This window comes from Phaeobacter gallaeciensis DSM 26640, assembly GCF_000511385.1.
Classification (GTDB): domain Bacteria; phylum Pseudomonadota; class Alphaproteobacteria; order Rhodobacterales; family Rhodobacteraceae; genus Phaeobacter; species Phaeobacter gallaeciensis.
Map to the genome: position 1 here is coordinate 52,748 of NC_023137.1, position 11,891 is coordinate 64,638.

General features: G+C 62.7%; 12 protein-coding genes. 3 read left to right on the plus strand and 9 right to left on the minus strand.

Features of this window, described 5'->3' with window-relative positions:
* Positions 1-80: 80 nt before the first annotated feature.
* From GAL_RS00235 to GAL_RS00275, 9 genes are all read right to left on the minus strand, one after another.
* On the minus strand, positions 81-545 hold the full coding sequence (locus tag GAL_RS00235) for a c-type cytochrome (protein ID WP_024095603.1): 465 nt from the start codon (positions 543-545) through the stop codon (positions 81-83).
* Positions 546-698: 153 nt separating this feature from the next.
* On the minus strand, positions 699-1,736 hold the full coding sequence (locus GAL_RS00240; RefSeq protein WP_024095604.1) for a P1 family peptidase: 1,038 nt from the start codon (positions 1,734-1,736) through the stop codon (positions 699-701).
* Between the two features lie 117 nt (positions 1,737-1,853).
* Positions 1,854-2,615: an SDR family oxidoreductase gene (locus tag GAL_RS00245; protein ID WP_024095605.1), complete on the minus strand. Its 762-nt coding sequence runs from the start codon at positions 2,613-2,615 to the stop codon at positions 1,854-1,856.
* A 66-nt stretch (positions 2,616-2,681) separates the two neighbouring features.
* A complete protein-coding gene (gene arfB / locus GAL_RS00250) occupies positions 2,682-3,101 on the minus strand; it encodes an alternative ribosome rescue aminoacyl-tRNA hydrolase ArfB (RefSeq protein WP_040104269.1) in 420 nt (139 codons plus the stop codon).
* A gap of 366 nt (positions 3,102-3,467) precedes the next feature.
* Positions 3,468-4,100 carry a queuosine precursor transporter gene (locus GAL_RS00255; RefSeq protein WP_024095607.1) on the minus strand — a complete coding sequence of 211 codons (633 nt, stop codon included), beginning with the start codon at positions 4,098-4,100 and terminating at the stop codon, positions 3,468-3,470.
* A gap of 410 nt (positions 4,101-4,510) precedes the next feature.
* Entirely contained in the window at positions 4,511-5,440 is a 930-nt protein-coding gene (locus GAL_RS00260; protein WP_024095608.1) for an esterase-like activity of phytase family protein, read from the minus strand.
* Positions 5,413-6,336: a penicillin-insensitive murein endopeptidase gene (mepA, locus tag GAL_RS00265; RefSeq protein ID WP_024095609.1), complete on the minus strand. Its 924-nt coding sequence runs from the start codon at positions 6,334-6,336 to the stop codon at positions 5,413-5,415. Before mepA ends, GAL_RS00260 begins: the two co-directional genes overlap by 28 nt.
* On the minus strand, positions 6,333-7,697 hold the full coding sequence (locus GAL_RS00270) for an MFS transporter (protein ID WP_024095610.1): 1,365 nt from the start codon (positions 7,695-7,697) through the stop codon (positions 6,333-6,335). The genes mepA and GAL_RS00270 overlap by 4 nt, the downstream gene beginning before the upstream one ends.
* Positions 7,698-7,771: 74 nt before the next feature.
* Entirely contained in the window at positions 7,772-8,359 is a 588-nt protein-coding gene (locus GAL_RS00275) for an acyl-CoA thioesterase (protein WP_024095611.1), read from the minus strand.
* 134 nt (positions 8,360-8,493) lie between these two features.
* Between GAL_RS00275 and GAL_RS00280 the strand changes: the two genes are divergently transcribed.
* The 3 genes from GAL_RS00280 (at position 8,494) to yaaA (ending at position 11,876) form a co-directional block, all read left to right on the plus strand.
* Positions 8,494-8,781 (plus strand): YggT family protein, encoded by a 288-nt coding sequence (locus GAL_RS00280; RefSeq protein ID WP_014873231.1) that lies wholly within the window; start codon positions 8,494-8,496, stop codon positions 8,779-8,781.
* Positions 8,782-8,982: 201 nt separating this feature from the next.
* Complete coding sequence (gene recQ / locus GAL_RS00285) at positions 8,983-11,082, plus strand: DNA helicase RecQ (protein WP_024095612.1); 2,100 nt, start codon at positions 8,983-8,985, stop codon at positions 11,080-11,082.
* Positions 11,083-11,111: 29 nt separating this feature from the next.
* Positions 11,112-11,876, plus strand: a complete 765-nt coding sequence (yaaA, locus tag GAL_RS00290; RefSeq protein WP_024095613.1) for a peroxide stress protein YaaA — start codon at positions 11,112-11,114, stop codon at positions 11,874-11,876.
* Positions 11,877-11,891 lie beyond the last annotated feature (15 nt).

The window sequence follows — 11,891 nt, forward strand, 5'->3', positions numbered from 1 at the left end:
AGAGAAATGTGAAAATCAATTGTGCGAAAAGCCGCGGCCGGGGGCGCGCGGCTTTTGCCAGTTTGTCTGCATACCAAGGATCAGTTGGTTGCGGTCTCTTCCGTGGTTGCTTCTGCCTCTGCTTCGGCGGCATCAGCTGGCCCATGCATTGCGAGGAACGCGTAAATGTCTTCCGCGCCTTTCTTCAGGCGGAAGGACATTTTGGACTTCGCTTTCTTGTCGCCGAGAGTCTCGCGCAAGAAGGCTTTGGGGTCGGCGGTATAGGCAGCGAAGGAGGCTTCGTCCCAAGCCAGGCCTGCTTCGCCGGCGGCAACCATGTCCTTGCCGTATTTGTAGCCCTCATAGGTGCCGGCGGTGCGGCCTACGACGCCCCAGAGGTTCGGGCCGGTTTTGCCGCCCTTGACGATCACGTCACCGCTGTCGGAGACAACCATGTGGCAGGATTTGCATTTGTTGAAGCCCTTTTCGCCCTTGTCGGCATCGCCTTCGGCAAAGGCGGGGGCCGCAATCAGGCCCAGGGCCGCTACAGCAGTCAGAAGTTTCATTTCGCTTGCTCCAAAATTGAGTTGGCTTGGTCAATACGCGCGTGATGCGGCGCAGAGTCAAACGGGCGTATTGCCGCGTCCTTCCTCTGCTATACGCTCAGCCCGTCCAATTGTATCTGATCTGCCTCAGGTCAAGGTGGGATGACCGAGAGATCACGCCGTTTGCCAGCAGGGGAGCAGGTCGCCCGGCTCGGGCCTGGCCAGGGCGGCGGCCCGGGCGATGGCGCGGCTAAGGCAGAGGGCGGCGACGTGGCCGATTTCGCCAAGATCAGCGCCGAGTTCGCCACCTGTGGTGGCCGTACCGGGATCGCCGGTGCTGACAGCAAACACAAGATCGCCGTCGCCGGGAGAATGGGCCGGAACAATGGCCCGCCCGATCCCGTCATGGGCGGCAATGGCAAGACGCTGGCATTGTGATTTCGTCAATGGCGCATCGGTGGCGACGATGGCGATGGTGGTATTGCTGCCCTCAGCCGGAATCGCTGCGTCAGCGGCCAGCTTCTGCATCGAGGCGAGTTTCAAGCTGGGGGCGGGGGTCGTGATGCCTGAGGCGGGATCCACGCCCGCGCCGCCAAATTCACCGTCGATCTCAAAAGGGGCGGCCCAGAAATGATGATCCCCCGGCGTGGTGACAGAGCCAAGCGGATTGGCCGCCACTAAGGCGCCCACCGTGGTGCCATCCGGCAGCACAAAAGAGGCCGACCCAAGCCCGCCCTTCACCCGCGCGGCGAGGGCGCCGGTGCCCACCCCGGCAGTGCCAAGCGCAAAGTGGCGGTCTGCGGCCTCATAGGCGGCGCGGCCAAGGGCAGCATAGGGGTTGGTCTGCCAGTTTTTGTCGCCGCCGTTCAGGAGATCAAAGAGGATGGCGCCCGGCACAATGGGCACCCGCGCTGGCCCCACGGCGAAGCCGCGCCCGGCGGCGTGCAGCCCGGCCACCACGCCGGAGCAGGCATCAAGTCCGAAGGCGGACCCGCCCGACAATACCAGCGCATCAATCTGGGCGACGGATTTGTCCGGCGCCAGCAGATCGGTTTCACGTGTCCCCGGCGCACCGCCCATGACCTGAACCGCGGCGGTGAAGGGCTGATCGGCGGTCAGCACCGTCGTGCCGGATTTCAACTGCCGGTCCTCGGCATTGCCGACCGTCAGGCCGGGCACATCGGTGATCAGGTTCAGGGGGCCGGGTTTCATCGGGGATGTCCTTTCCAGTCGGCTGTCGGGGAGCGGGGCGCGCTTGCGCGCGCGGCCTCCGGGGGGAGTATTTGGGGAAAGATGACGGACGGGCCCGCCCTGCCGCGAGGGCAGTGATCAGATGCAGCGGCCGCCGTCTACTTCCAATGCAACGCCGGTGACCATGCTGGCCTCATCCGAACAGAGGTAGCAGGCGGCGTTTCCCATATCCTCCGGGGTGGAGAAGCGCCCAATGGGGATGGTGGAGAGGAATTTGGCCCGGATCTCCGGCGTGTCCTCCCCCATGAAGGTTTTCAGTAGTGGTGTTTCGCCGGCAACCGGGTTGATGGCATTCACGCGCACCCCTGCGGGGGCGAGTTCCACTGCCATGGTGCGGGTGGCGGTGATCATCCAGCCCTTGGAGGCATTGTACCAGTTGAGGTTGGGACGCGGAGAAATGCCAGCGGTGGACGCCACATTGAGGATCGCGCCGGACTGGCGGGATTTCATATGCGGCACCAGCGCACGGGCAGTGAGGTAGACGGATTTCATATTCACGGCAAAGACTCGGTCGAAGTCGTCTTCGCTAACCTCTTCTAGCGCGGTGGGCAGATGGCTGACACCGGCGTTGTTGACCAGAATGTCGACCTGTCCGAAGTGATTGAGCGCTGCCTGCGCCATCTGATCGACTGAGGCGCGATCAGAAACATCGACGGTCTGGGCGATGGCCTGGTCAGTTCCATAGGTTTCATTGGCATCCGCCGCCGCCGTGGTTGCGGCGTTGCCATTGATATCGGCAATCATCACCCGCGCGCCCTCTGCCAGGAATTTGGTGACGATCCCGGCGCCAAAGCCCGAGGCCCCGCCAGTTACAATGGCGCATTTTCCTGCCAGCCGCATGTGTTCTCTCCCCGATTGACTTGGCGGCAGCTTGGCTGAGCGCGGCGGGCAGTGCAATTGCCTGTGTTAGTCTAGGTCGATCTTACCGCGCGTCGCTTTGACATCACTGCGCTGGCGTTTGGCATCGAGGCGGCGGCGCACGGAGCCGCGTGTGGGTTTGGTGGCGATGCGGCGCTTGGGGGCGACCAGTGCCTGACGGATCAGCTCTGCCAGCCGCTCACGGACCAGATCGCGATTGCGTTGCTGCGAGCGGGTTTCATCGCATTGCAGGATGATGGCGCCCTCTTTGGTCCAGCGGCGCCCGGCCAGTCGTTTCAGGCGGGATTTTATCGCGGGTGTCAGCGCCGGGGAGCGCGCCGCCTCGAATCGCAATTCAACAGCTGAGGAGACCTTGTTCACGTTCTGCCCACCGGGACCGGAGGCGCGCATGAAGCTTTCGGTCAGTTCCCAGTCCTGCAGGGCGATGGTGTCGGTGATACGCAACATGAGAGGGAGCATAAGCCCGCTGTCCCGGGAGGTCCAAGCGAAAGCCGGGGCCGCGTTGGCCACTGTGGGCTCTGCGACACGCAAAAAGGGCCGCCCCTTGCGAGGCGGCCCTTTCCGAAAGTCTGTAAGAGCAAAGGCAGGTTAGGGTCTGCGACCCAGCCGGATGGCTGCTGCCAGAGAGGGCTGCCTCAGAGGCCCGCCGCTCCGGTTGTTGCTACGCCTTGCTCCAATACCTTTCTTGACACTGGATCACCTCCTTTTCTCTTTGTTTCCGTTACCTTTGATGGTGGCACGGAACGGGCGGATCTCCAAATAAAAACTGCAGTGTTCTTATTTATGGTGTCAGTTCAGGTGCCAGCAGAGCGGTCAGTGGGCCGCGGCCTTGGCGCGGGTCAGGCGGGCCACGATCAGGCGGAAGGGCACCAGAGCCAGCAGCGCCAGCGCGACTTTCACGCCCCAGTCGGCCACGGCGAGTGAGACCCAGAGGGGGGCGACGGGACCGGTGCCGAGAATCGGCAACATGTCACCGGCCCAGCTGACGTCATTGCCGGGTTCCAGCCAGACCAGCGCGCCGGAAAAGGCGATGCTGAAGAACAGCGCGGTGTCGACGGAGGCCCCGATCAGGGTGGAGGCCAGCGGCGCCCGCCACCAGGCACCATTGCGCAGGGCGGTAAAGATCGAGACGTCCAGCAGCTGTGCGGTGAGGAACGCGAGACCAGAGGCAATGGCGATGCGCAGGGTCACCAGCGGGCCGAATTCGCCCATGATCTGCGTGCCGATCAGCGAGCAGATGACGCCGACGACAAAACCGGCCAGAACCACCCGGCGGGCGGGGCCGGTGCCATAGACGCGGTTGGTCACATCGGTGACGAGAAAGGCGATGGGGTAGGTGAAGGCGCCCCAGGTTAGCCATTGGCCGAACAGGAATTGCACCAGAATGTTGGAGGCCACAACAACGGCGGCCATGGCAAGGATGCCAGGTAGATAAGAGCGTGTCATTTTGTAGTCCGTTTTTTAGACAAGGTCGCGGAGACTTGTTTCGCTGATGCGAAAGATCAGGCCCAATAGCGGAAAAGTCGCAGTTTGGGCAAGGGTTTTGTCAGGGGGCTCGCCTGTGCTGGTGCCTGCGCGGGGTGTATGAGGAACTAGGGTCAGGACCCATTAATCCTGCACCTCTGGTTTGACTGATTTTGTCTCTGACAAGGAACAGATCTGCAGGAATAGTGGTTCTATTTCAAGGAGATGTGACGCAGCTCAGAGGCAAAATCAGCCAAATCCCCGGACGTGCGAACCGCTGCAAAGCAGCGGCTTTGAACGCTTGGAATTGACACCGCCAGTCCTGGCGCGCTCAAAACCACTGCTTTTTTGCCGTTCGCGCGCCAGCGATGCAGGATTAATGGGTCCTGACCCTAGTCGGGCAGGCGGTATTCTACCAGCTCGGTGCGTTGCAGCGATTTGAAATTGTCGTCGGAGACCATGGTGGCGCGCAGCGCGCCAGTTTGATCACGCCAGATCGACACGCCTTCCAGATTGTCGTGCAGCCCGAGGCCGGTTTCCAGCAATGCAACCTCGCCGCTGATGCCATCCGGGGTGAGATCCCAACGCCGCAGACGGCTGCGAAACCCGATCAGGCCGAAGTTGCGTTCCAAGAGGTAGAAACGCCCGTCAGGCCCGAAATCCGCCCCCACGGGGAGGAAGTTGCCCCGGCTGGGCAGCACGAAAGGGCGGTCCCAGCGGATCCCGTTCCAGCGCCAGACCGGGATATCGCCTGATTTGGTCAGGGCGCGTTCCGGCAGGGTGTAGAGATGGCCCTTGGTGTCGATGGCCAATGCCTCAAGCGCCTTGTTCAGGGGCAGGCGGCGGAAGGCTTTGGGGCGGGGCAGGACCTCGGCACGGCTGTCGCCCTGGCGGTGGCGGGCCACGCGTGACACGCCTTCAAAGGAGATGAACAGGGTGCCGTCGCGCGCCACGGCCAGACCTTCGGCATCGACGATGCGCCCGCGTAGGATCGCGCCGTCTGATGCGCGCAGCCGGTGGGCCTCGGTCGGGGTCACCGCCTTGATCGGTTGCATCGCATCCGGGCTGCGCTCAATCCGGGCGGTGACGATGGTGGCGCGGTCGCTGACCACGGTCATCTGCCGCCCGTCCGCTGACAGGGAGAGCGCCGAGAACCCGCCGAACCATTTAGCAGGGTGGGTCCAGCGATAGGCGGCGATGAACTGCGCCCCGCCGGGCTGGGCAGCGGAGGCGACAGGGCGATAGGCCAGCAGCGCGGTCAGGGCGAGGCCAAGGGCGGTTACGACGCCGAGGCTCAGTTTGATTGCAGAACGGCGGCGCATTGCTGTGGCAGATCCGATAGGGTGTAGTCACGCCGAGGCTTGGGCTTGGGCGCATTGGGGTCGCGGGGTTTTGGGGGTGGCGGGCTCAGGATGTCCTTCACCCATTGGCGGGCATCATCGCAGCCATCACCGCGGGGCGGTGGATCCTGATTGACGCAGCCACGCGCACCATCGGGGCATTTCAGGCGCACATGGAAGTGGTAATGGTGGCCATACCAGGGGCGGATTTTACGCAGCCAATCCCGATTGCCTTTCTCGTCGTTGCACATCTGCACTTTGGCGCCCGGAAAGACGAAGATCCGGGCGACGCGATCATCCTTGGCGGCGGCGCGCAGAATGGCGTGATGCTGAGGGGTCCAGTTGGAATTGGTATAGGCGCCCTTGGCCCGGCGCAGAGAGATTGAGGAGATTTTCTCGCGTTCTGCCACGGAGAGATCAAGGCGCTTGGCGGGCAGCATCCAGATATCGGCATCCATGCCCATCTGATGGCTGCGGTGGCCCGACAGCATCGGCCCGCCGCGTGGCTGGCTGATGTCGCCGACATAAAGCCCGTTCCAGCCGCTCTGGCGGGCGGCCACACGGCTCAGATCCTTGATGAAGTCGATGGTTTCGGGATGGCCCCAGTTGCGATTGCGCGACAGGCGCATGGCCTGCCAGGTGGGGCCGGTCTGGGGCAGCTGTTCCGCGCCTGCAACGCAGCCCTTGGAATATGAGCCATGCGGCGCTGGTTTCTGGGCTGAACCGTTGCGTTTGGCACCGAACAGTTGTTTGGCGGGCACGCCCGTGTCGGCAGAGCGGCTGACCACCGGGTTTACGGTGGGCGAGCGGCTGTCCCCTGCGGGGCCGCAGGCGGTTAACAGGAGGGCGGTGAGGGTGATGTATCGACTGAACTTCAACTCTGGTCTCCTTCTGCATTGACCCAGCGCAGCACGATGAGCCCGATGATGAACAGGAAAATGACGGGCGCAATCCCAAGGCGGGCGCTGCCGGTCAGGGTGGTGGCGATGCCGATCAATGCAGGCGCAAGAAAGGCAGTTGCGCGCCCCGAAAGGCCATAGAGGCCAAAGGCCTCGGTTGCAGTTTCCGGGGTGGTGTGGCGCACCATCAGGCTGCGGCTGGCGGCTTGCAGAATGCCACCAAAGCCGCCGATCAGCACGCCGCAGGCGAAAAACAGGGTGTCGGGCAGGCCAGATCCTTCGGCGAGGGTCACACCAAAGAACTGGTCGCGCGACATGTTCACGACCAGAAAACACACCGCCGTCAGGATCAGGATCGACAGGGTGATAACGGGTTTTGGGCCGAACCGGCGATCTGCGAGACCACCCAGCCAGCTGAACAGCGCCGAGGAGATCACCGCGATAATGCCGAAGATGCCAATGAGGGTGATTTCCCAGCCCAGCACCAGCCGCGCGTAGATCCCGCCAAAGGCATAAAGCCCGTTCAGCGCATCGCGGTAGAGCATCGAAGAAATCAGATAGCCGGTCAGGCTGGCGCGGTGGCGCAGATTGGCGATGGCGCGCCCGACCGAGCGGATGGCATCGCGAAACCGGCCCCGTGTGCCGGTGATGGCTTCATCATGCACCCAGCGGAAATAGGGAATGATGAAGATTGCGAACCAGATCGCCGTCAGGGGACCGGCGGCACGGGTGCCTTCGCGAAGTGCTGCATCCAACCCCAGAATTGGGTCGATGCCGATCAGGGTCTTGCCGTCGGCCTGCTCAACAAACAGCGTCAGCATCAGAAACAGCGCAATCACCCCGCCAAGATATCCAATGGCAAAACCGGTGCCGGAGATGGTGCCAACCTCCTCCTTGCTGCCAAGCGACGGCAGCTGCGCGTTGACGAAGATCAGCGCAAATTCCGCACCGATGAAGCCAAAGCCAAAGCTGATCAGCATCCACCAGAGGTTCGCGCCGCCGGGGTCCATGAACCACAGCCCCCAGGCGCCGGTGATATACATCAGCGAAAAGACCATGATCCACGGCAGCTTGCGCCCGGAAATATCGGCAAGCGCGCCAAGGAACGGCCCGCCAAGACCAATCATCAGCCCGGTGATGGTGAGGCACATCGACCAGACCGTCTGCGCCTGTGCCTTTGCCGCCTCCTCCGCCAGCCCTTGGGTGAGGTAATAATCTGCGGCCACCGCAGCAAAGAAGGGCGCAAAGACAAAGGTCACCAGCAGCGTGTGATAGGGCTGGCTGGCCCAGTCAAAGGCCCACCAGCCCCAGATGCGCTTGCGCATGGAAATCTGCGTCATGCCTCGTGTTCCCTCGCCCGATGCCTGTCGTGGTCTTTTGTCGTTACCTTTCGGTATGACAGGCCGGTGTGGGGTTAGGCAAGCGTGTCCTCAGAAGCCGACACATCAGAAGCCACGGTTTGTGTCGGCATCATCGGTGGCCAGGGGCGCCCTGCGTCGGCCTCGCACCAGGCCTTGATCCAATCTGGCATCTCGGGCGCGGCGCTGTCGGTACGGCCGATGGTTTTCAGCACCTCCTGCGGCGAGACGATCCCCTTGGCATCGGTGATCGCGGTGCGCAGCATCACGTGGCTGGCGCAGTCACCGTTGGACTTCCACATGGATTGTTCCAGGTAGATGAAGCGCTCATCCCAGGCGACCGCGCGGCTGCGCATCTCAAACCGTTCAAACCCGCGAATGCGACGACGGAACCGCACGGTGGTGCCCGCAACGGTCATGCCCCAGCGACGGCTGCGCAAAGCGCCGATCAGGCCGACACGCTGGGCCAGCATGGTGCGCCCCAGATCATAGAGCGTCATCGCACGCCCGTTGTTCAGCTCCATCCAGATGTCCAGATCCCACGGCCAGCAGATATGGCGCGAGACATGGGTTTCGGTGAGATCCAGCGGCGGCATCCGTCTGGCAACCAGAAGATCCTTGATCAGGCGGACGATGGGAAACATGGGCGCGCTCTCCTGTGTGATGTGCCCGTGTTGCCATGTGTTTACAGCACGTCAACCGCAACCTCGCGGCAGTCTTGCGATTTTGCGCGGGCGCGCTTACCTGTGGACAAGCTCCAAAAAGGGAAATCAAAGAGATGCTGTCGCTGTTTCAAATTCTGATGCTGATCCTGGACATCGTCTGGTTCTTCATCATCGCCCATGTGATCATGAGCTGGCTGATCAATTTTCAGGTTCTGAACCTCAATCAGCAATTTGTGGCGCAGGTCTGGTATGGTCTGAACCGCTTGTTAGAGCCGCTCTATGCCCCCGTTCGCCGTATCCTGCCGAATATGCAGGGGCTGGATCTGGCGCCGCTGGTGGTGTTGATCGCGGTTTACGCGCTGCGGATCATTCTGACCAACAACATCGCGATGTTCTACTAGGCCGACAGGCCGTGGCGCCGCTTGTCAGAAAGATCATGGGCGTCTCGATCTACAGTTGGACCGCCACGGCATGGGCCGCTGGCGGCCTTTTTCTCTGTATGCGGCGTTCTGCATAGGGGGTCTGGCACTTGCCGCCTGAATCCGGTTGTGGGATTGTGGCTGTACGACGAGCAGATCACAAAAACGAGGCCACCCGCCCCCATGTCCGCAGTTTCGCCGGAAATGACCGCCCTCAGTGGTGCGACGTCACCTGCCGTGTCAGCAACCGATGCGACACCGCTGTTGCGCGAGATCTTCGGCTTTGACGGGTTTCGGCCCGGTCAGGAAGAGATCGTTGATGCGGTGACGGCTGGCGAAAACGTCTTGGCGATCATGCCGACGGGTGGCGGAAAATCCCTGTGTTTCCAATTGCCCGCACTGCTGCGCGAGGGGGTTACGGTGGTGATTTCGCCATTGATTGCGCTGATGCGGGATCAGGTGCGGGCACTGCAGGAGGTCGGCGTGACCGCCGGGGCGCTCACCTCTGGCAATACGGAGGAGGAGACCGAAGCGGTCTGGCGGTCCATTGAGGAGGGGCGGCTGAAGCTTCTCTATATGGCGCCGGAACGGTTGGCCTCTGGGGCGGCGATGGGCATGTTGCGCCGCATCGGTGTCAGCCTGATCGCGGTGGATGAGGCGCATTGCGTCAGCCAGTGGGGGCATGATTTCCGCCCGGATTACCTGCGCATCGGGGAATTGCGCCGGGTGCTGGACGTGCCTTTGGCAGCCTTCACCGCGACGGCAGATCAGGAAACCCGCGAAGAGATTGTTGAGAAGCTGTTTGATGGCGAGGCGCCGCGCAGTTTTCTGCGGGGCTTTGATCGGCCCAATATCCATCTTGCCTTTGCCACCAAAGACAGTCCGCGCCGACAGATTTTGGAATTTGCGGCCGCGCGAAAAGGCCAGTCCGGAATTGTCTATTGCGGCACCCGCGCCAAGACCGAAGCACTGGCGGCGGGGCTGCGAGAGGCGGGGCACGCGGCCTGTTATTATCATGGGGGTATGGACGCGGAGGATCGACGCGGCGTGGAGACCCGCTTTGCCCGCGAGGATGGGTTGATTGTGGTGGCGACCGTTGCCTTTGGCATGGGGATCGACAAGCCAGACATTCGCTGGGTTGCTCATGCGGATCTGCCCAAATCTATCGAGGCCTATTATCAGGAAATCGGCCGTGGTGGCCGGGATGGCGCGCCTGCTGAGACGCTGACCCTGTTCGGGCCGGAGGATATTCGCCTGCGCCGCAGCCAGATTGACGAAGGGCTGGCGCCTGCGGAGCGGCGCAGCGCCGACCACGCGCGGCTGAATGCGCTGCTGGGGCTGGCGGAGGCGCTGAAATGTCGGCGGCAAACCCTGCTGGCCTATTTCGGCGAGGCGGCTGAGCCTTGTGGCAACTGTGATCTGTGTGACCAGCCGGTGGATGTGTTTGATGGCACCACGGCGGTACGCAAGGCACTGTCGGCGATCCTGCGGACCAATGAGACCTATGGATCAGGGCATCTGATCGACATTCTGGTGGGCAATATCACCGACCGGGTGCGCGACAAGCGGCATGATGACCTGTCGGTTTTCGCCTGTGGCAAGGAATATGGCAAGCGGCAGTGGCAGGCGGTGTTCCGGCAGATGATGGGGCATGATCTGGTGCGCCCGGATCCCGAACGTCACGGTGCCTTGCGGATGACCGAAGCGGCGCTGCCGGTGCTGCGCGGCGAGCAGGAGATTGCGCTGCGCCGCGATACCATCAGTTCGGCCAAGCGCAGCCCTGCGGTGAAGGCGCTGGTGTCGGATGAGGATGCGCCGCTGCTGTCGGCGCTGAAGGCCAAGCGTCGCGCGCTGGCGGAGGCGCAAAAAGTGCCGGCCTATGTCATTTTCCCGGATCGCACCCTGATCGAGATGGCCGAAACGCGCCCAGATACGCTGGACAAGATGGCGCGGATCGGCGGTGTCGGCGCCAAGAAGCTGGAGCGCTATGGCAACGAATTCCTGGCGGTGATCACTGGTGAGAGCGAGGCGCTGCATCCGATGCGGCGCAAGTTGGCCGGGCGCGATGCGGGGTCTCTTTATGATGCGCTGATGGAGACGCAGACACGTCTCGCGCGGGGCAATGACGGCACCGACAAGCCGCTTAGCTGTTCTGCGGCGCAACTGGCGAAACTGGCGCAGATGCGTCCACAGGACGAAATGGTGATCACAAGGCTGTTAGGGGAGCGCCGCGCGGAACGTTTTGCGGCGGCGTTTCTGGACGTCCTGCGCGGCGCGGGCTAGGTCTTGTCCAGAACAAACGGGGGCAGAGTATGCTGGTAGTGACTTCTCCGGCCAAAAAGCTGGACTGGAGCGAACGCGACGCAGATGTGACGTGGCCCGCCATGCATGACGCGGCGGTGGAGCTGGCGTCGGTGGCGCGCGATCTGTCGGTCGCGGATCTGATGAAGCTGATGCATATCAGCGAGGATCTGGCCAAGCTGAACCATGCACGGTTTCAGGATTTCGTTGCTGACCCGGCCGCGGAAGCCACCCGCCCGGCGGCGCTGGCCTTCGCGGGTGATACCTATCAGGGGCTGGAGGCGACATCGCTGGAGCCGGAGGAAATGGGGTGGGCGCAGGATCACTTTCGCATTCTGTCGGGCCTATACGGTCTGTTGCGGCCGCTGGACGCGATGCAGGCTTACCGGCTCGAGATGGGATCCCGCTTGAAGACCGAAAAGGGCAAGAACCTTTACGAATTCTGGGGTGAGCAGATTGCGCAGGCCTTGAATGCGCAGGGCGAGGCCGTGGGCAGCGATGTGCTGGTGAACTGTGCCAGCCAGGAATATTTCGGCGCGGTCGACCGCGACGCGCTGAAGCTGCAGGTGGTGACGCCGGTGTTCATGGAAGACAAGAACGGCACGCCCAAGGTTGTGAGCTTCTACGCCAAGCGGGCGCGGGGCGCGATGGCGCGGTACATCATTCAGAACCGGCTTACCGATCCTGCGGCATTGCTTGATTTTGACAGTGGCGGCTATCGCTACATGCCCGAGTTATCGCAGTCGGATCAGCCAGTGTTCTTGCGCGCGGGCTGATCGCCGCAGGGCACG

Coding starts and splice junctions, on each gene's coding strand:
- recQ (WP_024095612.1), top strand. CDS start 8,983: ATGTCCGCAGTTTCGCCGGAAATGACCGCCCTCAGTGGTGCGACGTCA.
- arfB (WP_040104269.1), bottom strand. CDS start 3,101: ATGTTGCGTATCACCGACACCATCGCCCTGCAGGACTGGGAACTGACC.
- GAL_RS00235 (WP_024095603.1), bottom strand. CDS start 545: ATGAAACTTCTGACTGCTGTAGCGGCCCTGGGCCTGATTGCGGCCCCC.
- GAL_RS00245 (WP_024095605.1), bottom strand. CDS start 2,615: ATGCGGCTGGCAGGAAAATGCGCCATTGTAACTGGCGGGGCCTCGGGC.
- GAL_RS00275 (WP_024095611.1), bottom strand. CDS start 8,359: ATGTTTCCCATCGTCCGCCTGATCAAGGATCTTCTGGTTGCCAGACGG.
- GAL_RS00240 (WP_024095604.1), bottom strand. CDS start 1,736: ATGAAACCCGGCCCCCTGAACCTGATCACCGATGTGCCCGGCCTGACG.
- GAL_RS00280 (WP_014873231.1), top strand. CDS start 8,494: ATGCTGTCGCTGTTTCAAATTCTGATGCTGATCCTGGACATCGTCTGG.
- yaaA (WP_024095613.1), top strand. CDS start 11,112: ATGCTGGTAGTGACTTCTCCGGCCAAAAAGCTGGACTGGAGCGAACGC.
- GAL_RS00270 (WP_024095610.1), bottom strand. CDS start 7,697: ATGACGCAGATTTCCATGCGCAAGCGCATCTGGGGCTGGTGGGCCTTT.
- GAL_RS00255 (WP_024095607.1), bottom strand. CDS start 4,100: ATGACACGCTCTTATCTACCTGGCATCCTTGCCATGGCCGCCGTTGTT.
- GAL_RS00260 (WP_024095608.1), bottom strand. CDS start 5,440: ATGCGCCGCCGTTCTGCAATCAAACTGAGCCTCGGCGTCGTAACCGCC.